Source organism: Thioclava sp. GXIMD2076, assembly GCF_037949795.1.
Taxonomy (GTDB): Bacteria; Pseudomonadota; Alphaproteobacteria; order Rhodobacterales; family Rhodobacteraceae; genus Thioclava; species Thioclava kandeliae.
Window position 1 is genome coordinate 2,667,249 of sequence record NZ_CP149932.1, and the last position, 20,543, is coordinate 2,687,791.

17 protein-coding genes are annotated in these 20,543 nt (G+C 62.3%); 14 read left to right on the forward strand and 3 right to left on the reverse strand.

Annotation, left to right across the window (positions count from 1 at the left end):
* The first annotated feature begins 164 nt into the window (after positions 1-164).
* The 9 genes from WDB91_RS13200 to rocF all read left to right on the forward strand — a co-directional run bounded on the left by WDB91_RS13200 (position 165) and on the right by rocF (position 12,187).
* Positions 165-1,037 carry a sugar ABC transporter permease gene (locus WDB91_RS13200; RefSeq protein WP_339113005.1) on the forward strand — a complete coding sequence of 291 codons (873 nt, stop codon included), beginning with the start codon at positions 165-167 and terminating at the stop codon, positions 1,035-1,037.
* A 1-nt stretch (position 1,038) separates the two neighbouring features.
* Positions 1,039-1,869 carry a carbohydrate ABC transporter permease gene (locus tag WDB91_RS13205; protein WP_339113006.1) on the forward strand — a complete coding sequence of 277 codons (831 nt, stop codon included), beginning with the start codon at positions 1,039-1,041 and terminating at the stop codon, positions 1,867-1,869.
* Positions 1,870-1,880: 11 nt separating this feature from the next.
* Positions 1,881-2,888, forward strand: coding sequence for an ABC transporter ATP-binding protein (locus WDB91_RS13210; RefSeq protein ID WP_339113007.1), 1,008 nt, complete (start codon positions 1,881-1,883; stop codon positions 2,886-2,888).
* Between the two features lie 83 nt (positions 2,889-2,971).
* Complete coding sequence (locus WDB91_RS13215) at positions 2,972-4,438, forward strand: mannitol dehydrogenase family protein (RefSeq protein WP_339113008.1); 1,467 nt, start codon at positions 2,972-2,974, stop codon at positions 4,436-4,438.
* 3 nt (positions 4,439-4,441) lie between these two features.
* Positions 4,442-5,899, forward strand: a complete 1,458-nt coding sequence (gene xylB / locus WDB91_RS13220; protein ID WP_339113009.1) for a xylulokinase — start codon at positions 4,442-4,444, stop codon at positions 5,897-5,899.
* Between the two features lie 10 nt (positions 5,900-5,909).
* Positions 5,910-6,839, forward strand: a complete 930-nt coding sequence (locus WDB91_RS13225) for a carbohydrate kinase (protein WP_339113010.1) — start codon at positions 5,910-5,912, stop codon at positions 6,837-6,839.
* Between the two features lie 165 nt (positions 6,840-7,004).
* Complete coding sequence (locus WDB91_RS13230; protein ID WP_339113011.1) at positions 7,005-10,211, forward strand: chemotaxis protein CheB; 3,207 nt, start codon at positions 7,005-7,007, stop codon at positions 10,209-10,211.
* Positions 10,212-10,354: 143 nt separating this feature from the next.
* Positions 10,355-11,035 carry a hypothetical protein gene (locus WDB91_RS13235; RefSeq protein ID WP_339113012.1) on the forward strand — a complete coding sequence of 227 codons (681 nt, stop codon included), beginning with the start codon at positions 10,355-10,357 and terminating at the stop codon, positions 11,033-11,035.
* Between the two features lie 213 nt (positions 11,036-11,248).
* Positions 11,249-12,187, forward strand: coding sequence for an arginase (gene rocF, locus WDB91_RS13240; protein ID WP_339113013.1), 939 nt, complete (start codon positions 11,249-11,251; stop codon positions 12,185-12,187).
* Positions 12,188-12,241: 54 nt separating this feature from the next.
* On the opposite strand, the gene WDB91_RS13245 is transcribed toward rocF, so the two are convergent.
* Positions 12,242-13,204 (reverse strand): bile acid:sodium symporter family protein, encoded by a 963-nt coding sequence (locus WDB91_RS13245; RefSeq protein WP_339113014.1) that lies wholly within the window; start codon positions 13,202-13,204, stop codon positions 12,242-12,244.
* A gap of 179 nt (positions 13,205-13,383) precedes the next feature.
* Here WDB91_RS13245 and WDB91_RS13250 point away from each other — a divergent pair, with 179 nt between their 5' ends.
* Positions 13,384-14,358, forward strand: coding sequence for a class 1 fructose-bisphosphatase (locus WDB91_RS13250; RefSeq protein WP_339113015.1), 975 nt, complete (start codon positions 13,384-13,386; stop codon positions 14,356-14,358).
* 75 nt (positions 14,359-14,433) lie between these two features.
* Positions 14,434-15,327, forward strand: a complete 894-nt coding sequence (locus tag WDB91_RS13255; protein WP_339113016.1) for a LysR substrate-binding domain-containing protein — start codon at positions 14,434-14,436, stop codon at positions 15,325-15,327.
* A 31-nt stretch (positions 15,328-15,358) separates the two neighbouring features.
* Here WDB91_RS13255 and WDB91_RS13260 read toward each other — a convergent pair whose 3' ends face one another.
* Both WDB91_RS13260 and WDB91_RS13265 read right to left on the reverse strand, forming a co-directional pair.
* A complete protein-coding gene (locus tag WDB91_RS13260; protein WP_339113017.1) occupies positions 15,359-16,327 on the reverse strand; it encodes an aldo/keto reductase in 969 nt (322 codons plus the stop codon).
* 134 nt (positions 16,328-16,461) lie between these two features.
* Positions 16,462-17,364: a LysR family transcriptional regulator gene (locus WDB91_RS13265; RefSeq protein ID WP_339113018.1), complete on the reverse strand. Its 903-nt coding sequence runs from the start codon at positions 17,362-17,364 to the stop codon at positions 16,462-16,464.
* A gap of 108 nt (positions 17,365-17,472) precedes the next feature.
* Between WDB91_RS13265 and WDB91_RS13270 the strand changes: the two genes are divergently transcribed.
* From WDB91_RS13270 to WDB91_RS13280, 3 genes are read left to right on the forward strand one after another with little or no spacing between them, the layout of a single operon-like run.
* Entirely contained in the window at positions 17,473-18,456 is a 984-nt protein-coding gene (locus WDB91_RS13270; protein WP_339113019.1) for an aldo/keto reductase, read from the forward strand.
* 39 nt (positions 18,457-18,495) lie between these two features.
* Positions 18,496-19,149, forward strand: coding sequence for a response regulator transcription factor (locus WDB91_RS13275; protein ID WP_339113020.1), 654 nt, complete (start codon positions 18,496-18,498; stop codon positions 19,147-19,149).
* A complete protein-coding gene (locus WDB91_RS13280; RefSeq protein WP_339113021.1) occupies positions 19,146-20,426 on the forward strand; it encodes a HAMP domain-containing sensor histidine kinase in 1,281 nt (426 codons plus the stop codon). The genes WDB91_RS13275 and WDB91_RS13280 overlap by 4 nt, the downstream gene beginning before the upstream one ends.
* The last annotated feature ends 117 nt before the right edge of the window (positions 20,427-20,543 follow it).

Consider the following 20,543-nt stretch of genomic DNA (forward strand, 5'->3'; position numbering starts at 1 on the left):
CGCTGACGCCGTCACTCACGGTATGCGGGCAGGATCATCGGCCTGCCCGCATTTCCCGTTATCCGGCACTGATACCGCATCCAATGCGCATAACAAATCCGGCCCCGCATCCTGTGGGACCGTATTCACCACTATTGTCCCAACCAAGCGTGCCGAGGTAGCCCATGGCCACGAAGCATTCACGCGCCGCCGCGAGGTTGATGATCTCTCCTGCCGTAATTCTCCTTCTCGGCTGGATGATCGTCCCTCTGGCGATGACGCTCTACTTCTCGTTCCTGCGATACAATCTTCTCATGCCCGGCATGGAAGAGTGGACAGGCTTCCTCAATTACGAGTTCTTTCTGACCGATCCTGCCTTTACCACGGCCCTGATTAACACCCTGTTACTGGTCGTCGGTGTTCTGGTGATTACCATCGTGGGCGGCATCCTGCTGGCGCTGCTGCTGGACCAGCCCTTCTTCGGTCAGGGGATCGTGCGCATCCTCGTCATCGCGCCCTTCTTCGTGATGCCCACCGTCTCGGCGCTGGTGTGGAAGAACATGTTCCTCAATCCGGTGAACGGGCTCTTCGCGCATATCGCGCATTTCTTCGGCCTGCCCGCCTATGATTTTCTGGCGCAGGCACCGCTTCTGTCGATTATCGGCATCGTCTCGTGGCAATGGCTGCCTTTTGCCACGCTGATCCTGCTGACCGCGCTGCAATCGCTCGATCAGGAACAGCTGGAGGCGGCCGAAATGGATGGCGCCTCGAAACTGGCGCGCTTCTTCCACATCATGCTGCCGCACCTGTCGCGGGCGATCACCGTAGTGATCCTGATCCAGACGATCTTCCTGCTGTCGATCTATGCCGAGATCCTCGTGACCACCAGCGGCGGTCCGGGCGTAGCCTCGACCAACCTGACCTATCTCATCTACATCCAGTCGCTTCTGCAATTCGATGTGGGTGGCGGGTCTGCCGGTGGCGTCATCGCGATCATCCTCGCCAATATCGTTGCGATCTTCCTGATGCGGATGATCGGCAAGAATCTGGAGGCCTGATATGGCGCGTGCTGTTACTCCCCGCCGCAAGGCGCTGACCACCGTGCTTGCATGGGCCGTGGGCATCGCGATCTTCTTCCCGATCCTGTGGATCTTCATCCTGTCCTTCAAGACGGAAGGCAACGCGATCGCGACGCCGTTCAAGATGATCTTCTCGGGCTGGACGCTCGAGAGCTACCACACCGTGCTCGAACGCTCGAACTATCCGCTGTTCTTCATGAACTCGGTGATCATCTCGGTGGGCTCGACCCTGCTGGCGCTGGTCATCGCGGTGCCTGCTGCATGGGCCATGGCCTTTGTGCCGGGCAAGCGCACCAAGGATGTGCTGATGTGGATGCTGTCCACCAAGATGCTGCCGCCGGTGGGTGTTCTGGTGCCGATCTACCTGATCTTCCGTGATCTGGGGCTTCTGGACAGCCGCATCGGTCTGGTCTTCGTCCTGACCATGATCAACCTGCCGATCATCGTCTGGATGCTCTATACCTACTTCAAGGAGATCCCCGGCGAGATCCTCGAGGCCGCCCGTATGGATGGCGCGGGGCTCAAGGAAGAGGTCCTCTATGTGCTGACGCCGATGGCGATCCCCGGCATGGCCTCGACCGTCCTTCTCAACATCATCCTCGCCTGGAACGAGGCCTTCTGGACGCTGAACCTCACGACCGCCAAGGCCGCGCCGCTCACGCAGTTCATCGCCTCCTATTCCTCGCCCGAGGGTCTCTTCTACGCAAAACTCTCTGCCGCCTCGATCATGGCCATCGCGCCTATCCTGATCATGGGCTGGTTCAGCCAGAAACAACTTGTCCGCGGCCTGACCTTCGGCGCGGTGAAATAAGGAACCTAGTCATGGGACAAATCACTCTTAAGGGCGTGCGCAAGACCTTTGGCGAAGTCGAAGTCATTCCGCCGCTGGATCTCGATATCAAGGACGGCGAGTTCGTGGTCTTCGTGGGGCCGTCGGGCTGCGGGAAATCTACCCTTCTGCGCCTGATCGCGGGGCTCGAGGACCTCTCGGGCGGACAGATCATGATCGACGGCACCGACGCCACCGATGCGCCTCCCGCCAAACGCGGTCTGGCAATGGTGTTCCAGTCCTACGCCCTCTACCCGCATATGTCGGTCAAGAAAAACATCGCCTTCCCGATGAAAATGGCGGGTGTGGCGGCCGACGAGCAGGAACGCCGCATCAAGGCCGCAGCCGAGGCGCTCAACCTCACAGATTACCTGCACCGCAAGCCCGGCCAGCTCTCTGGCGGTCAGCGCCAGCGGGTGGCCATCGGGCGTGCCATCGTGCGCGAGCCGTCGGCGTTCCTCTTTGACGAGCCGCTGTCGAACCTCGACGCCGCGCTGCGCGTGAATATGCGCCTCGAGATCTCCGAGCTGCACCAGAAGCTCAAGACCACCATGATCTATGTGACCCATGATCAGGTCGAGGCGATGACCATGGCCGACAAGATCGTGGTGCTACGCGCAGGCAAGATCGAGCAGGTGGGCTCCCCGCTCGATCTCTACCGCAGCCCCGATAACCGTTTTGTCGCGGGCTTCATCGGCAGCCCCAAGATGAACTTCATCGAAGGCGAGCGGGCCGCGTCGCGCGGCGCCCATGCGATCGGCATCCGCCCCGAGCATATCGATCTGTCGACCACGCCGGTCGAGGGCGCCATCGAGGGCCGCGTGGGCGTGTCCGAGCATCTGGGCTCCGATACCTTCGCGCATGTCCATGTGGACGGCATTGGCCAGTTCAATGTCCGTGTCTCGGGCGATGTCGAGGTTTATGCCGGCGACACCGTCTGGCTGACCCCGCAGGAACACAATATCCACCGCTTCGACCAGGACGGCCTGTCGATCCGCTGATGCTGTCGATCCGCTGAACCCTATCCGGCGGGGGGCCAAGGCCCCTCGCCCCACAACGCCCCCCCTTTCAGATAGGTGCCACCATGGTACAGCTTTCCAACGCCACCCTGTCGCAACTGCCCGAGGCCGTGAAGCGCCCGGGCTATGACCGCAGCAAACTGACCCCCGGTATCGTGCATATCGGTCTGGGCAATTTCCACCGCGCGCACCAGTCGTGGTATCTGCACCGGCTGATGGAGGCGGGTCTGGCCCATGACTGGGCGATCCTCGGTGCGGGCGTGCGCGCGCCGGATGCGGCGATGCGCGAGAGACTGCTGGCGCAGGACTGCCTGACTACGCTGATCGAGCTGGACCCCAAGGGCCAATCCGCAGAGGTTGTGGGCTCGATGATCGGTTACATCCCGATCGAGGAGGGCAATGGCGCGCTGATCGAGGCCATGGCCCGTCCCGAAATCCGCATCGTGGCCCTGACGGTGACCGAGGGCGGTTACTTCATCGACCCCGCCACCAAGGGCTTTGACGCGAGCCACCCCGATATCGTGTATGACGCCGCCAACCCCGAGAGCCCGAAGACCGCCTTCGGGGCCATCGTGGCCGCGCTGAAGATCCGCCGCGAGAATGGCACCGGCCCCTTCACCGGCCAGTGCTGCGACAACCTGCAGGGCAATGGCGCGATCCTGCGCCAGACCGTGGTCTCGCTCGCGCGCCTCTCCGACCCCGAACTGGCCGAGTGGATCGACGCCAATTGCACCTTCCCCAATGCGATGGTCGATTGCATCGTCCCCGCCACCGGCCCCAAGGAGCTGGAGCTGGTGCGGTCCTTGGGGATCGAGGACAATTGCCCCGTCACCCACGAGAATTTCCGCCAATGGGTGATCGAGGACAATTTCTGCGCAGGCCGCCCCGATTGGGACAAGGCTGGCGCGACCTTCTCCGATGATGTGCACAGTTTCGAGACGATGAAGATCCGCATCCTCAATGGCGGCCATCAGGTGATCTCCGATGTGGGCGAGATCCTCTCGGTAAAGCATATCTCGGAATGCATGGAGCATCCCAAGATCCACGCGCTCTACCGGAAGGTCGAGACCGAAGAGATCATGCCCCATGTCCACGCCGTCCCCGGTATGACGCCCGACGCCTATGTCGATCTGATCGAGGAGCGGTTCTCGAACCCGATGATCGTCGACACCACCCGCCGCGTGGCCTTTGACGGCTCCTCCCGCCATCCGGGGTTCATCCTCCCTTCGGTGCGCGAATGTCTGGCGAAGGATATGCCGGTCGAGGGTCTGGCGCTGGTATCAGCCGCCTGGGCACGCTATTGCACCGGCATCCGCGAGGATGGCACCACGGTCGAGCCCAACGACCCGTTCTGGGCCGATCTGCAGATCCGCGCCTTGGCCGCCAAGGACACGCCGCAGGCATGGCTCGACAACCGCCTGATCTATGGCGATCTGGCCGATGAGCCGCGCTTCGCCGGTCCCTTCTGCACCTGGCTCTCCATGATCCATACGCAGGGGCTCGATGCCGCGCTCGACGCCTATCTGGGGTAAGCCATGTATCTCGGAATTGATCTGGGCACCTCAGGCCTGCGCGCGCTTCTGATCGATGGTCAGGGGCGCAGCCTGGGCGCCGCCGAGGCCCATTACAAAGCCGTCCATCCCCATGCGGGCTGGTCCGAACAGGACCCTGCCGAATGGATCGCGGCCCTCGACAAGGCGGTGGCCACCCTGCGTGCCGCCCATCCCGAATTCACCGCCCTCAAAGGCATCGGCGTGGCGGGCCATATGCATGGCGCAACGCTTCTGGATGCCGGCAATCAGGTGCTGCGCCCCTGTATCCTGTGGAACGATACCCGCAGTCATATCGAGGCGGCAGAGCTGGATGCGCTGGCAGAGATGCGCGCACTCTCGGCCAATATCGTCTTTCCGGGTTTCACCGCGCCCAAACTGGTCTGGGTAGCAAAGAACGAGCCGGAAATCTTTGAAAAGGTGAATAAAGTCCTTCTGCCCGCCGCCTATCTCAACTGGTATCTGACGGGCAAGCATGTCGCGGATATGTCCGATAGCGCGGGCACGAGCTGGCTTGATGTGGGTGCGCGGGACTGGTCGGACACGTTGCTGGCCGCCAGCGGAATGCGGGCCGGTCAGATGCCGCGGCTCGTCGAAGGCTCGGCCCCCGCAGGGCATTTGCGCGCCGATCTCGCGCAGGCTTGGGGTGTGGGCGATGTCACCGTGGCAGGTGGCGCGGGCGACAATGCCGCAAGCGCTTGTGGCATCGGCGCACTTTCCGAGGGTCAGGGCTTTGTCTCGCTCGGCACATCGGGTGTGCTTCTGGCGGCGCGGGACGGGTTTGCCCCCGCCCCCGAGACCGCACTGCATACTTTCTGTCATGCCGTGCCGGACCGCTGGTACCAGATGGGCGTGATGCTCTCGGCGACCGACAGCCTCAACTGGCTCTCGACCATCACGGGCAAATCCCCGCGCGCGCTGGTCGAGCCGCTCGATGCCACTTGGCACGAAACCCTGCCGCCGCCCGGACGGGTGCGCTTCCTGCCCTATCTCTCGGGCGAGCGCACGCCGCATAATGATGCTGCTATCCGTGGCAGTTTTACCGGGCTTGGCACCGACACCACCGTCGATGACATGGTGCTGGCAGTGCTGACCGGCGTGGCCTTCGGGCTGCGTGACAGCGCCGAGGCCCTGCGGGCCACCGGCGCCGAGCTGGGCCAGCTGTTTGCTATCGGTGGCGGATCGGCCTCGACCCTCTGGCTGAAACTGATCGCGACCGTGCTGGGGGTGCCGCTGGCGAAGCCGCAGGGCGGCGAGTTCGGCGCGGCTCTGGGCGCAGCCCGTCTGGGGCTCTGTGCGGCCACGGGCGCGGACCCCGCGCAAGTTATGACGCCCCCCGCGATCGGCGCGCTGATCGCGCCCGACCCAGCGCTTGCGGGCGCCTACGAGAGCGCCTATCAGGCGTTCCGTGCGGCCTATCCCGCGATCCGATCCATTCAATGAGGACCACGCCATGATCCTATGTGCCGGTGAAGCCCTGATCGATATGATCCCCAAGCCCACCACCCAAGGGCCCGACGGGTTTGTGCCCCATAATGGTGGAGCGGTGTTCAACACGGCCATCGCGCTGGGGCGGCTCGGGCAGCCGACCGCGATGCTGACAGGGCTGTCGACTGACCTTTTCGGCACGCAGCTGGAAGCCGGACTGGCCGAGAGCCATGTCGACACCGCGCTCTGCATCCGCAGCCCGCGCCCGACCACGATGGCCTTCGTGAAACTGACCGATGGCCATGCAAGCTATGTCTTCTATGACGAGAACTCCGCCGGACGGATGCTGACCGAGGCCGATCTGCCGCCCCTGCCCGACACGGTGCGCGCGCTCTATTTCGGGGGCATTTCTCTGGCCTGCGAGCCGGGCGCCGAGGCCTATGCCGCCCTTCTGGCACGCGACCATGCGGATCGGGCGGTGATGATCGACCCCAATATCCGCCCCGGATTCATCCGCGACGAGGCGCGCTACCGTGCGCGTCTGGGGGCGATGATTGCCCGCGCCGATATCGTGAAAGTCTCCGACGAGGATCTGCACTGGCTCATTCCCGAGGGCTCCGATCTGGCCCAAAAGGCCCATGCACTACAGGCGCAGGGGCCGTCCATCGTCATCGTGACGCGCGGCGCCGCAGGGGCCACCGCCTGGTTTACAGAAGGTCAGGAGGTGTCCGTGCCCGCCCAGCGAGCGGAGGTGGTCGATACAGTCGGCGCGGGAGACTGCTTCAACGCGGGTGTGCTGTCCCGGCTTGCGGAGTTGGGGCTTCTCGACAAGGCCAGCCTGCGCGCCATCACGCCCGAGGCGCTTGGCGAGGCGCTCGGTTTCGGGGCGAAAGTAGCGGCGATCGTCGTCGGGCGTGCGGGGGCAAATCCGCCTTGGGCCGCTGAGATAAGTTAAAGTCCTGACAACCGCAGAAAACGGGCGCGTATTCCTTTCCGGATACGCGCCCATTCCATTTGGACAGATCGAATTTTTCCGACTATAACCTTAGGATAAAGAATTAATCCGAAAGCCATTTTGCCTCGGGACCGATTGGCGCAGTCCGCGCAAGGAGAGACACACGTGACAAGCGATGCGAAAACCCCGTCTTTCATCGTCGGGATCGCAGCCTCCGCAGGCGGTCTGGAGGCCACATCCCTGCTGGCGCAGAACCTCCCCCGCACGCTTGATTTGGCCTATGTGCTGGCCCAGCATATGTCGCCCAGCCATAAATCCATGTTGGTTCAATTGCTTGGCCGTGAAACCACGCTGGCCGTAGTAGAAATCGAGGAACGGGCCGTGCCTGCGGCGAACACGATCCATATCCCGCCGCCCGGCCATGATGTGGTGCTGGAGAATGGCGAATTTGTGCTGCGCAGCCCCGAAGGCCATCCTGCAGCCCCCAAACCCTCTGCCGACCGTCTGTTCAAGTCGATTGCCTCGGAAGTGGGCGAGCGTTCCGTCGGGATCGTTCTCTCGGGCACGGGGTCCGATGGCAGCTATGGGGTGCAGGCCATCCGCGAGGCCGGCGGTATCACCCTCGCGCAGGAGCCCTCCAGCTCGAAATATGATTCAATGCCGGTCTCGGCGATCCGCACCGGCTGTGTCGACCTCACTCTGACGCCGCAGCAGATGGGCCAGCATCTGGCCATGATCCTTGCCCAGCCGCGCGATCTGCAGAGCCTCAAGGACATCAACGAGCATACCGGCAAGAATGCCGATCTGTTCCAGATCCTGCTGGGCCATACGCTGGTCGATTTCCGCCAGTATAAGGAAAACACGATCAACCGACGCATCCAGCGCCGGATGATTGCCAAGGGGATCGAGAATTATAACGACTATGTCGAGCTGTGCCGCCGCTCGGTCGACGAGGTGGAGGCGCTCTATCGCGACCTGCTGATCTCGGTCACCAATTTCTTCCGCGACCCCGAGCAGTTCATCGCGCTGCGGGATGCGCTCAACAAGAAGATCAATGACGGGGTCGAAGAGCCCCTGCGCGTCTGGATCGCAGGTTGTGCCACGGGCGAGGAAGCCTATTCCATCGCGATCCTGATTGTCGAGGCCATGGGCGGGCTCAGCAAGGTCGAGAAGGATCGGCTACAGATCTTTGCCACCGATATCGACGACCGCGCGCTGGCGATCGGGCGGCGCGGACAATATCCGGCCTCTGCCGTCACCGATATCCCGCAGGAATATCTCGCGCGCTATTTCGAGCTGGCCGAGGACCATGTGGTGGTAAAATCGAAGCTGCGCAGCTTCGTCATGTTCTCGCGGCATAATGTCTTCCAGGACGCGCCCTTCATGTCGATCAATCTCGTGTCGATCCGCAATGTGCTGATCTATTTCGAACCCAAACTGCAGGAACGGGTCCTGACCCGCATCCAATATGCGCTCAAACAGAATGGCTATCTGTTCCTTGGCACCTCCGAGACGACAGGGGCGCTCGAGAGCTTCTTCGTGCCGCTGAGCCAGCATGGCAAGATCCTGCGCAAACGCTCGACACGGCTCAATTCGGCAAGCACCGCGCTCAATGGCTCGCTGCCGCCCACCAATCGCTTGCGCGCCACCTCTCCGGGTGGCTATCGCAGTGCCCCGCCCCCGCCCAATGACTGGTGGCGCTTTGATGCGCTGGCCAAGTCTGTGGTCAAGAACGGTTTCCTGACCAATCGCGACCGTTCGGTGGTGAAGATCTATGGCGACATCGCTCCCTTCGTGGAGATGCGCACGCCGATCCATGGCGGCATGACGCTGGATGTGCTGCAAAAAGCGCTGGCCTATGAGGCCAATTCAATGGTGCTGGTGGCGCTCAAGCAGCGCGAGGCGCGCTCGGGGCAATGGCATCAGCTCGAAGGCCGTGATTTCAACACCGTGCGGATGACCGCATGGCCGATCATCGATGACAAGGTCGACGAACCGGTGGTCCTGATCGGGTTCGAGACCGAAATGCGCTCGGCCCCCGATCCGGAAAATGTCGAACGCACCGACTATCTGGATTATCTCGAAACCGAGCTGTCGCGCACCCGTGACACGCTACAGATCACCATAGAGCAGCTGCAGACATCCAATGAGGAACTCCAATCGCTCAACGAGGAGTTGCAATCCTCGAACGAGGAGTTGCAATCCACCAATGAGGAACTCGAGACCTCCAACGAAGAGCTGCAATCGACCAATGAGGAGCTGATCACCGTCAATGAGGAGCTTCTGGTCAATACCGGGCAGCTGGAGCGCACCTCGGCCGAGTTGAACGGACTGATCAAGGGCCTGCCTACGGTGATGATGATGCTCGATCAGGGGCTCCTGATCCGTCATGCCAGCCAGTCGGCCGTCCGCACCTTCGAGGTGCGCGAGCGTGGCCATTCTCTGGGGCATCTTTCGCAATGCTATATGCCGATGGGGTATCCGCCGCTTGTGGATATCTGCTCGCAGGCGCTTCTGGACCGGCGTCCGCATTACCGGCAGTTCGAGATCGACGATCATTGCCATTCGATGACCGTATCGCCTCTGGTCACCGATAACGAGGGGCTGATCGGGTTGATCGTGCTGATCACATCGGTCGATATGACAGTGGATTCCCTTCTCAACCAGACGCTGCGCAAATTCTCCAATATCGGGACATGGCGCGTCAATCTGGCGACCGAGGAGGTGAGCTGGTCGAGCGAGACCTTCGCCATCCACGGCCTCCCCCCCGACAAGACCAAACGCAAGATGTCGGAGGCGGTGAACTTCTACCATCCGGACGATCGCGACATAGTCAAATCGGCGATCGAGACCGCACTGACCCGCAACGAGCCCTTCCATTTCTTCGCCCGCCTCAGGCGCGGCGATGGCACGACAGTGGTCGTGGAAAGCTCCGGCTCGACCGTGCGCAACGAGCTGGGCGAACCCATCGCCCTGATCGGCGTCTGCCGCGATTTCTCGCGCATCCAGAACGAGAACTTGTTGGTGCGCCATTACGACGAGATCACCACCGAACAGCATGTGGGCTTCTTCTCCATCGATATCATCAACAACCTGCATTACTGGAACCCGGTTCTGACAGAGATGCTGAACGGGAAAGATGCGGGAGCGCCCTCGCTCGACGGGCTGATCTCGCATCTGCCCACCGAGCGGCAGACGAGCCTGCGCAAGACCTTGCAGGATGCGATCCAGCAGAAAAAACCGTTCACCATCGAGGAGGTTCTGAATTTGCGTCACGGCGCCCCGCACAGATGCCAGATCCGCGGCAACATCGATTGCAACCAAAGTGGCCAGGTGACCCATGTTTACGGCTCGATACGGGCTATCGATTAGGCGTTTCTTCGACAGATCGGCTAATTTCAGCCATTTGAAAGCGGCGTGATCAAAAGCCCGCTCAGAATTAATCTCTTATTAACAATTACAACCAGATGATGAGTGAAAGAAACAAAATCCATTAGACCGAAAGGATACCCGAGATGGGTGCTGACGGGCAGAAAAGCCATCATGAGTTTGGGGTAGTTACTTTACACCTTCTACGCGACGATGTGACAGGCGCATGGTTTGCAGAACGGGTGGAAATGAACTTGGAGAACATGCGCAACCAGATCACGTTCCGGCAGCCGGAGCCTCTGGAAAGTGCATTTATCGCCAGTTTCGCGCAGGCACTTGCCACACATCTCCCCACGGGTGGCGAGTTCTCGGTTTCGACCAATTCGCATAACGTGATCGAAGTGCCCGGCGCAATGCTGGGTGGGATGCGGATCATTGCCCAGCGCAGCGTGAACGGCATGCAGCGGGTTGCCGTGCGCTTCCGCAACATGGTGGGACAACTGCAGGCGATCCTGTCGATCCGCCACCGCAGCGAGGGCCAGACGCTGACCACTCTCGAAAAGGGCGCAACGGATGCGCTTTTGTCGCTTCTGATGCCCTGCCTCGATCTGGCCCATGTGGAGATCGACACCTTCTCCGATAGCGACCTTCCCTTCAAGGTCGCGCTCCGACTTCAGGCACTGACCCAGAAGAAAGAGGATCTCGCCTTTTTCGCCCATATGCTGCGCCGCTATGTCGAAAACACACCACAGATGATGGCGGTCGAACAAACCCAACCGGTGCTCGCGCAAGAGACCCAGACCATCCGGCTCGTCGCCAATAACTGACCTCCCCCCACATTCCCGATCCGGGCCTGTTGTCCCGTTTTTTGTTTCCCAGTATCCGGCCCGTGATCGTTGATCACAGGGCTTTTTGTTTTCTCACTGCGAGAGCGACCTAGATTTCCTCCCATAAATCGCATGTCCGCGGGGTTTCCTTTCCGACCTCAAGGCGTGAGACTTGGTCAAAGACGAGTTGGTTGACTACGGGCGGAGGAAGCAATGTCTGATACCAATACCATCCTGATCGGTGCGCCGGTCGATTGCGGCAAGCGCGGCAAGGGCTGCCTGATGGGTCCGGATGCCTATCGTGTCGCGGGTCTCCGCGAGATCCTGACCGAACTGGGGCGCGATGTCCGGGATCTCGGCAATCTCGGCCCCGGCCCTCTGCCCGAAGTCACCCCCGACAACGACCGTATCTACAAGATGGCCGAAACGGTCGCGTGGACGCGGACCCTGATGGAGACCGGGCGCGAGGCGGCCAAGCTGGGCTTTCCCATCTTCATGGGCGGGGACCACGCACTGGCGATGGGCTCGGTTGCAGGAATGATCCAGCATGCCGCCGATCTGGGGCGGTCCTTCTATCTCCTCTGGCTTGATGCGCATTCCGATTTCCACAGCCCGCAAAGCTCGGGCTCGGGCAACCTGCATGGCACCCCTGTAGCCTATCTGACGGGGCGCGAGGGCTTCGAGGGGTTCCCCGTGCTCGAGCACCATCTCGAGCCCTCGCATACCTGTATGATCGGGCTGCGCTCGGTGGACCCCGCCGAGAAACACGCGCTGAAAAAGAGCCCGATCCGCCGCTATGATATGCGCGCCATCGACGAGACCGGCATCGCGAAGCCCCTGGGTGACTTTCTGGCCGAGGTCGAGGCCGCGAACGGCATGCTGCATGTCTCGCTCGATGTGGATTTCCTCGACCCTTCGATCGCGCCCGCCGTGGGCACCACCGTTCCGGGGGGCGCGACCTTCCGCGAGGCGCATCTGGTGATGGAGATGCTCCATGATAGCGGGTTGGTGACTTCGCTCGATCTGGTCGAGCTGAACCCGTTCATGGACGAGCGCGGCAAGACGGCGCAACTGATGGTGGATCTGACCGCCTCGCTTTTCGGCCGCTCGGTCTTCGACCGCCCCACCCTCAACCATTCCCGCCGCTACTGACGCAAAACGCCCCGACCGTGCAGTCGGGGCGTTTTCCGGTTCTACCAAAAGGGCTTAACGCAATGCGGCTTCCGGCTCCGCCTCGGCGCAATCATCTGTCATCCGCGACATGATATTGGCGACCAGCGCGCCCGAGATATTGTGCCAGACCGAGAACATGGCCGACGGCACTGCCGCCAAGGGGGAGAAATAGGCGGTCGCAAGTGCCGCCCCCAGACCCGAATTCTGCATCCCCACCTCGATGGCGATCGCCTTGCGGCGTGCAAGGCTCATGCCGGTCATACGCCCTGCCAGATAGCCGATCAGATATCCCAGCAGGTTATGCAGCACAACGACGCCAAAGATCATCACCCCCGATTGAACGATGGCGCCTTTGGAGGCGGCAACGACAGCCGCCACGATCAGCACGATCCCCGTAACCGAGACCAGCGGCAGTGCGGGCACAGCCGCGGTTACCAGCTTGGGCAGGAATCTCTGCGCGAGGATCCCCAGCACGAGCGGGAAAATCACCATTTTCAGGATCGACAGGAACATCGCCATCCCGTCCACCGGCAGGTGGGTCGAGGCGAAGGTGAAGACGAGGAAGGGCGTGACCACCGGTGCCAGAATCGTGGTCACGGAGGTGCAGGCCACCGACAGCGCCAGATCACCCTTGGCAAGATAGGTCATCACGTTCGACGAGGTCCCCCCCGGGCAGCAACCGACAAGGATCACACCGGCCGCCACTTCCGGCGACATCGGCACCACCAGCGTCAGCACCACTGCAATAAGCGGCATGATGACGAATTGCGACACCACACCGACCGCCACCTGCACCGGACGTTTGGCCACTTCCGCAAAATCCTGTGCCGAGATGGTCAGCCCCATGCCGAACATGATGATCCCCAGAAGCGGCACGATAAGCCCTTTGAGCTGCACGAAAACCTCGGGGAAGGCAAAGCCCAGAACGGCAAAAAGCACAGTCCAGAACGCGAAGGTTCGCCCCACGAACTGCGAGAAGGCGGCGATTGATTTCATTTTCTTCCTCGGAATCGTAACAAGATTTCTCATTTCTGATCCTGCGGATAATCACCTTGCTTTTGAAATTCAACCCGTCGTGGGAAAAAATGACAATTTGCCAATCATGCTTGGGAAATCCTCGGTGACATCGCCTGCGATCAGGGGCAGAAAGGGGCAACACGATGAAGGAGATTGCCATGCTCGTCCTCCCCGATGATGCGCAACATGATTACCCCCTGCTGGAGGCTCTGGTCGAAGACGATGATCTGGGCCAGATCGTCCTGACCCTTGCGCGTGCGATGGTGCCGCTTTCGGCACGGCTGGCGGCCGGAAAACTCCCCGGTGACCCGGCGGCTCTTGTGGGCGAGAATGACAGCGGGGATGCGCAGAAAGCGCTGGATGTAGGCGCGCATGACCATGTGCTGGCGGCGCTCAAGGGCGCCAATATCCGCCATGTGCTGTCCGAGGAAGCCGCCCTGCCTAGCTGTCTCGATCCGGAAGGCGATTGGGATCTGGTCATCGATCCGATCGACGGTTCGGGCTCCATCGGGATCGGTGCGCCTCTGGGGATGCTGTTTGCGATCTATCCGGCGGGCTCGGGGGATTTTCTGCGTGCGGGCCGCGAGGCGGTGGCGGCGGGCTATGCCTCTTTCGGCCATTCGCTCGATTTCGGCTATAGTCTTGGCGATGGCGTGCATATCGCCACCTATGACGCGCAAAGCAATGCGTTCCATGTGACGCTGGCCAAGGTCATGCTGCCCGATCAGGCCAAGGTGATCGCCTATAACGCCTCGAACGAGCGCCACTGGCCTGCAGGCCTTCAGGCCTATATCAATGACCTGCGACTGGGCAAGACCGGCCCGCGCGGGCGCGATTTCAACATGCGCTGGCTGGCGGCCGCCGTGGGCGAACTTCACCGTATCATCCTGAAAGGCGGAGCATTTCTCTATCCGCAGGATGCGCGCAAGGGCTACGAGAATGGCCGTCTGCGCCTGACCTATGAGGCGGTGCCGATTGCCTTCCTGATGGAGCAGGCCGGTGGACGGGCGAGCAATGGCGCGAGAGATATCCTCGATCTGGTGCCGAAAGAGGTGCATGAATTTGTGCCGCTGATCTTCGGTGCCTCCGAGGAGGTCGCGCTGATCGAGGACTATCTGGCGAAAAATAACTGACTAAAGTCAGGCACATCTCAGCTTGCGAGTTATGGATAATCACCCCATGATCTCCCATGAAATGTGGGGGATCATATGGATCTGGTCGATGAATTACGCGCTTTTGTCGCCACCGCGCAGACCCGTTCATTCACAGCCGCAGCCGATCAGTTGGGTCTGTCGAACCGGCTGACCTCGAAATATGTGGCCGCGCTCGAAACACGTCTGGGCACGCGGCTTTTCCAGCGCACTACCCGCAAGGTGGGGCTGACACCCGCGGGCGAGGATCTGATGGCGCGCGCGCCCGCCCTTCTCGACGATCTGGATCTGATGATCAGCGATATCGCCGACGGCGCGCGTGGGCTGTCGGGGCTGATCCGCATTTCGGCCCCCGTGACCTTTGGCGAGGCCTATCTGGCCGAGATGCTGGCGCGGTTCGGCGAGGCGCATCCGGATCTGAGCATCGATCTGCGGCTGAGCGACCAATTCGCGGATCTGGCGGGGGACGGGATCGACCTTGCCTTCCGGATCGGCCAGTTGGACGCGATGGCGCTGAAATCGCGCAAGATCGGTGTGTTCGGGGTCAAGCTCGCGGCAAGCCCCGCCTATCTGGCCCGCAATGGGACCCCCGCGCGCCTTGCCGATCTGGAGAACCACAACTGCATTATCGACAATAACCGCCGCACCCCGCGCCGCTGGAGGTTTGCGAACGGGACGATCGTCACGGTGAACGGGCGGTTTCAGGTAAACTCGGCGCGCGTGTCCTGCCGTTATGCGGAGATGGGCCTCGGTATCACCTATTGTCCGGATTTCGCGCTGCGTGACGCGCTGGATGCGGGCAGTCTGGTGGAGATTCTTCCCGAAGAGACCGGCGAGAGTTTTCCGGTCAATATCGTCTATCTCGAGGGCCAGCGCCTGCCGACCAAACTGCGCGCGCTGGTCGATTTCGCCCGCGAAGATATGAAACGCTCGGGTCTTCTGACGGTATGAAACGGGGCCGCAACCGGCCCCGTTCCCGCGTTTAATGGGCGGCTTCGACCGCACCGGCCTCGGTCAGCGCCGTCATCTCGTCTGCGGCCAGACGCAGTTCGGCCGCTTTCACGAAACTTGCCAGCTGGCCCTCGCTGGTGGCCGAGGCGATGGGCGCTGTCACGCCATCACGCGCGATCAGCCATGCCAGCGCCACTTCGGCGGGTTTGGCCCCGTGCGCATCGGCCACCTCGGTCAGCGCCTTCACGATCGCCATGCCACGGTCGTTCATATATTTCTCGACCATGCCGCCGCGTTTGGACCCTTTAAGATCCTCGGGGCTGCGATATTTGCCGCTCAGGAAGCCCGCTGCGAGGCTGAAATAGGTCACCACACCGATATTTTCGGCAATGCAGAGATCGCGCAGCTCGCCCTCGAACCCGTCACGGTCATAGAGATTATATTCGGGCTGGAGCACCTGATAGGCCGGAAGCCCCTTCTCCTTGGCCGCTTTCTGTGCCGAAGACAGCAGCGCATAATCATAGTTCGACGCGCCGATGGCGCGGATCTTGCCCGCCTTCAGGAGATCCTGATAGGCGCCCAGCGTCTCTTCATGGGTCACGCTGTCATCGGGCCAGTGCGAGAAATAGAGATCGACATGATCGGTTTTCAACCGGCCCAGCGACAGATCGATTGCCTTGGAAATCCAGTCCTTCGACAGCCCCTTCTCGCCCGGGCCGCCCATATCGGATCCGACCTTGGTAAAGAGCGTTACCTTCTCGCGCAGGCCCGGACGGGCCGCAAACCACTTGCCGAGGATCGTCTCGGATTCGCCGCCTTTATTTCCCTCGACCCATGCGGAATACACATCGGCCGTATCGATGGTGGTGAAACCATGATCGATGAGTGCGTCAAGCATGCGGAAACTTTCGGCCTCATCCAGCGTCCAGCCGAATACATTGCCGCCGAACACGATGGGAGAGATCTCGAAACCAGTGGTGCCAAGGGATTTGGTCTTCATGAAAGGCCTCCTTTTTCAAATTCTCCGGCGCATCCTGCGCGCCTTCGACCCATGACAGTAGGACGGCTGCAGTGCGGGAAAATGCCCGAAGCCCTGCAAACAGTATTCTCCCTCATGAAATAATGGTGAGGCCGTCATGCGCCCCCTGCCATAGTTCCGGCCAGATAACTGTGATTTTCCATGACCAGATCGCGCAGGAAACCGGCAACCGCCCGCACCCGCGGCGATTGCACCAGATCGGTCTGCGTCACCAGCCAGACCGGCTGATCGATCCCCAGATCGGCGCGCAGGCAGACCAGCCCGCGCGGGCGGGCCAGAAAATGCGGCAGCACGGCCAGCCCCAGCCCCGCGACACAGCCCGCCACCTGCGTGGCAAGCGAGGTGGTCGACAGGACGGGCGGGCGGCCCTGCAGCACCTGTTCCACCCAGATCGCGGCGGCCAGATGCGCGTGCCCCTCGCCCCACATGATGAAATGGTCCCGATCGAAGGCCGCTCCATCCGCCGGCGCCGCGCGCCGCGCCAGATATGCCGGCGCGCCATAAAGACCGTAGCCCAGTCGCCCCAGCCGTTGCAGCGTGACATGACCTCGCTCGGGCTTGACCATGCGCAACGCCAGATCGGCATCGCGCCGATGCAGGTTGACGGTGCGCACATCTGTCACCAGATCGAGGCATAGTTTGGGATGGCGCTCTTGTAACCGACCCAAGGCAGGCAGGATGAGATCGGTGGCGAAATTCTCGGCCGTGGCCAGCCGGACCGTGCCCGTTACCTCGCGCGAGGGCTGCACATGACCTGCAAGGCTGTTGGCGGCAGCCTCCATATCCTCGGCCCGTTCCACCAGCGCCGCGCCATCCTCGGTCACGCGATACCCCGTCTGGGTGCGCAGAAACAAAGGCGCGCCCATCGCCGCTTCCAGCCGCTCGATCCGGCGCGAGACCGTGGCAAGCCCCAGATGCAACTGGGCCGCCGCTCCCGAGAGCGTGCCCGCCCTCACCACCGCCAGAAATACTTTCAGATCATCCCAGACCACTGCCATCGCGCCACCTTTACCGATTATGGAAAGCAATTCACCATATGAGTGAATACCCTCCAACTTCGGAAAGTGACAAACAGGGGGCTCCAGGACAAGACGAAAGGACGGATCATGCAAAAGCGCCACCTGACAAGGGACCTCGAGGTATCGGCCCTGGGCCTTGGCTGTATGGGGATGAGCGAGTTTTATGGACCCCGCGATGACGCACAATCGCTGGAGGTGCTGCATCGCGCGGTCGAGCGCGGGCTCGATTTCCTCGACACCTCGGATATGTATGGCCCCTTCCATAACGAGGAACTGATCGGGCGCTTCCTGAAGGAGACCGGTCAGCCCGTCAAAATCGCTACCAAATTCGGCATCGTCCGGCAGCCCGGCGCCTATGAGCGCCATCTCGACAACAGCCCTGCTTATGCACGCCGCGCGGTAGAGGGCTCCCTCAAGCGCCTAGGCATCGAACGGATCGACCTCTATTATGTGCATCGCGTCAATCCCGACGAGCCGGTCGAGGAGACGATGGCGGGGCTGGCGGGGCTGGTGAAGGAGGGCAAGATCGGCCATATCGGGCTCTGCGAGGTCAGCGCCGCAACACTGCGCCGCGCCCATGCGGTCCATCCGGTGAGCGCGCTGCAGACCGAATACTCGCTCTGGACCCGTGGGGTCGAGGACGAGATCCTGCCCGCCTGCCGCGAGCTGGGCGTGGGATTTGTGCCTTATTCACCGCTGGGGCGCGGCTTCCTGACCGGCGCCTATAGCGACCCGGGCAAACTGGCCGAAGGCGATTTCCGCGCCATACTGCCGCGGTTCCGTGACGCCGCACTGGCCAGCAATCTGCGCATCGCCGATCTGGTGCGCGAGCGCGCGGCAGCCAAGGGCTGCACCCCCGCTCAGCTCGCACTGGCATGGCTTTTGGCGCAGGGCGAGGATGTTGTTCCGATCCCCGGCACGAAGCGACTGCGCTATCTGGAGGATAATCTAGGCGCGCTCGATATCGCGTTCAGCGCCTCCGAGCTGGCCGCACTGGACCGCGATCTGGCCGCCCTGCCGGTCGCAGGCGCGCGCTACACGGCAGAAGGCATGAAAGGGGTGGAGGTCTGAGGCTTCCCCTGCCCGCGCGGGCGCGCTATTGCTGAGCCTATGAGAGTTCTGCTTGTCGAAGATACCCCCGATCTGGCCCGCAATATCGCCGCCTTCCTGCGGCTACAGGGGCATGCGGTGGATGTGGCCGGGTCGCTTGACGAGGCCGAGGCGGCATGGGCCGTCACCGATTATGCGGGGGTGGTGCTGGATCTGGGACTGCCCGATGGCTCGGGGCTCGCGCTTTTGCGCAACCGCAGACGCGCGGGAGACCGCACACCGGTGATCATCGCCACGGCGCTCGACCAGATCTCCGACCGGATCGCAGGACTGGATGCGGGAGCCGATGACTATGTGACCAAGCCCTTCGATCTGGGCGAACTGGCGGCGCGGCTGCGCGCCCATGCCCGCCGCTCGGAGGGCCAGCCCGCCGCCGAAACCGTGCTCGGCGATCTGCGCATCGACCGTGCCGCCGCCCGCCTGTGGCGCGATGACGAGGAGCTGCACCTGACATCGCGCGAATATTCGCTTTTTGATGCGCTTCTGGCCGCGCGCGGACGCATCCTCTCGCGTATAGCGCTGGAAGAGACCCTGTTCGCCTATGGCGATAGTGTCGAGAGCAATGCCGTCGAGGTCTACATCTCGCGGCTCAGGGCCAAGCTGGGCGCGGGCGTCATCGTAACGCGGCGGGGCTTGGGATATCTGATCCCGTGAAGGCATGGTCGCTCAAGCGGCGCCTGTTGCGCAATGTGCTGGTGGCGGTGGGCATTGGCTGGGGAGCCACGCTCTGTGTCGGGATTTTCGCGCTCAATCACGAGATGGGCGAGATCCTCGATGACGCACTGAAGGATGATGCGACCTTGATCGCGCGGCTTCTGGCGCAGGACAAGACCCGCACCATCGCCGAATGGGCCGATGCCCATCCTGATGGCGATGACTGGCGGCTGCGCATCCTTCACGGAACCGCCGCCGCCCCCGCCGCGCCTTGGCCGGACCTCACCCGCGACGGCGTCCACACCACCGAGGGCTGGCAGGTGATACGGCGCAGCACCGATGATGGCGTAATCGAGATCGGACAGAGCCTTGCCATGCGCCGGCACGAGCTGATGGAGGCCGCCCGCGCTTTCCTTTTCCTGATCCTGCCGCTCCTGTTACTGGTGACGGCGGCGATCATGCTGACGCTCCGCCAGAGCCTGTCCTCGACAGTGCGCTTTTCCGAAGGGATGCGCCGGCGCAGCGCCGAGGATCTGTCGCCGCTGGTCTCCGAGACCCTGCCACAGGAGATGACGCGCGTGGCCGAGGCCTTCAACATCTATCTCGCCCGCATCCAGAACCTGCGGGAAGCCGAGCGCCATTTCATCGCCAATGCCGCGCATGAGCTGCGCACGCCACTGGCCGTGCTGCGAAGCCGGATCGAGGTGATGGCCGCTGCCCCCGAGCGCCTGCCCGAGGCACAGGCCGATCTGATGGGAACGATCGACCGGCTGTCGCTCAGGGTCGAGCGGCTCTTGCAGCTCGAACGGGCCGAGGCAGGCTTGGGGCTGGCACGCGAAACCATCGATGTGATCGCGCTGATCCGCCTCGTCTGTCATGACATGCGCCCCGTCAATACGGGTCAGATGCCGATCCTTTTTGACGATAGCGATATAGAGGCCCTGCAGATCGAGAGCGATCGCGACGCGCTGGCGATCATCCTGCGCAACCTGCTGGGCAATGCGCGCGAGCACGGCACGGGCGAGATCCGGCTCCGGCTGGCGCCCGATGGCACGCTGACGGTCACCAACCAGACCAGTGGTCAGGCAGGGTTCCAGTTGGACCGGGGCGACAGATCGGCCAGTTCCAAAGGCGCAGGGCTCGGCCTCGATATCACCCGCCGTCTGGCGCAGGATCTGGGGATCGCGGTCACATTTGCCATGCAGGCCGGCCCGCCGCCACAGGCCCGTGTGACCCTGCATCTGCCGTTGGCCCCCGCCGCGCCCCTGCGGGACTGATCAGCTCCGTGCCCCCTTGCCCAACGAAAAGCCCCCCGCAGCCGCAAGGCAACGGGGGGAGGTTCGTCAGTCGGGCTCGTTCTCGTTCACTGCCCTCGTAGCGTCTTTTTTGCCTGG

Bases quoted from the DNA above. Each gene is read 5' to 3' on its own strand.
- WDB91_RS13250 (WP_339113015.1), top strand. From the start codon at position 13,384: ATGCTCGTCCTCCCCGATGATGCGCAACATGATTACCCCCTGCTGGAG.
- WDB91_RS13275 (WP_339113020.1), top strand. From the start codon at position 18,496: ATGAGAGTTCTGCTTGTCGAAGATACCCCCGATCTGGCCCGCAATATC.
- WDB91_RS13215 (WP_339113008.1), top strand. From the start codon at position 2,972: ATGGTACAGCTTTCCAACGCCACCCTGTCGCAACTGCCCGAGGCCGTG.
- WDB91_RS13225 (WP_339113010.1), top strand. From the start codon at position 5,910: ATGATCCTATGTGCCGGTGAAGCCCTGATCGATATGATCCCCAAGCCC.
- xylB (WP_339113009.1), top strand. From the start codon at position 4,442: ATGTATCTCGGAATTGATCTGGGCACCTCAGGCCTGCGCGCGCTTCTG.
- WDB91_RS13255 (WP_339113016.1), top strand. From the start codon at position 14,434: ATGGATCTGGTCGATGAATTACGCGCTTTTGTCGCCACCGCGCAGACC.
- rocF (WP_339113013.1), top strand. From the start codon at position 11,249: ATGTCTGATACCAATACCATCCTGATCGGTGCGCCGGTCGATTGCGGC.
- WDB91_RS13200 (WP_339113005.1), top strand. From the start codon at position 165: ATGGCCACGAAGCATTCACGCGCCGCCGCGAGGTTGATGATCTCTCCT.
- WDB91_RS13270 (WP_339113019.1), top strand. From the start codon at position 17,473: ATGCAAAAGCGCCACCTGACAAGGGACCTCGAGGTATCGGCCCTGGGC.
- WDB91_RS13205 (WP_339113006.1), top strand. From the start codon at position 1,039: ATGGCGCGTGCTGTTACTCCCCGCCGCAAGGCGCTGACCACCGTGCTT.
- WDB91_RS13235 (WP_339113012.1), top strand. From the start codon at position 10,355: ATGGGTGCTGACGGGCAGAAAAGCCATCATGAGTTTGGGGTAGTTACT.
- WDB91_RS13260 (WP_339113017.1), bottom strand. From the start codon at position 16,327: ATGAAGACCAAATCCCTTGGCACCACTGGTTTCGAGATCTCTCCCATC.
- WDB91_RS13210 (WP_339113007.1), top strand. From the start codon at position 1,881: ATGGGACAAATCACTCTTAAGGGCGTGCGCAAGACCTTTGGCGAAGTC.
- WDB91_RS13265 (WP_339113018.1), bottom strand. From the start codon at position 17,364: ATGGCAGTGGTCTGGGATGATCTGAAAGTATTTCTGGCGGTGGTGAGG.
- WDB91_RS13245 (WP_339113014.1), bottom strand. From the start codon at position 13,204: ATGAAATCAATCGCCGCCTTCTCGCAGTTCGTGGGGCGAACCTTCGCG.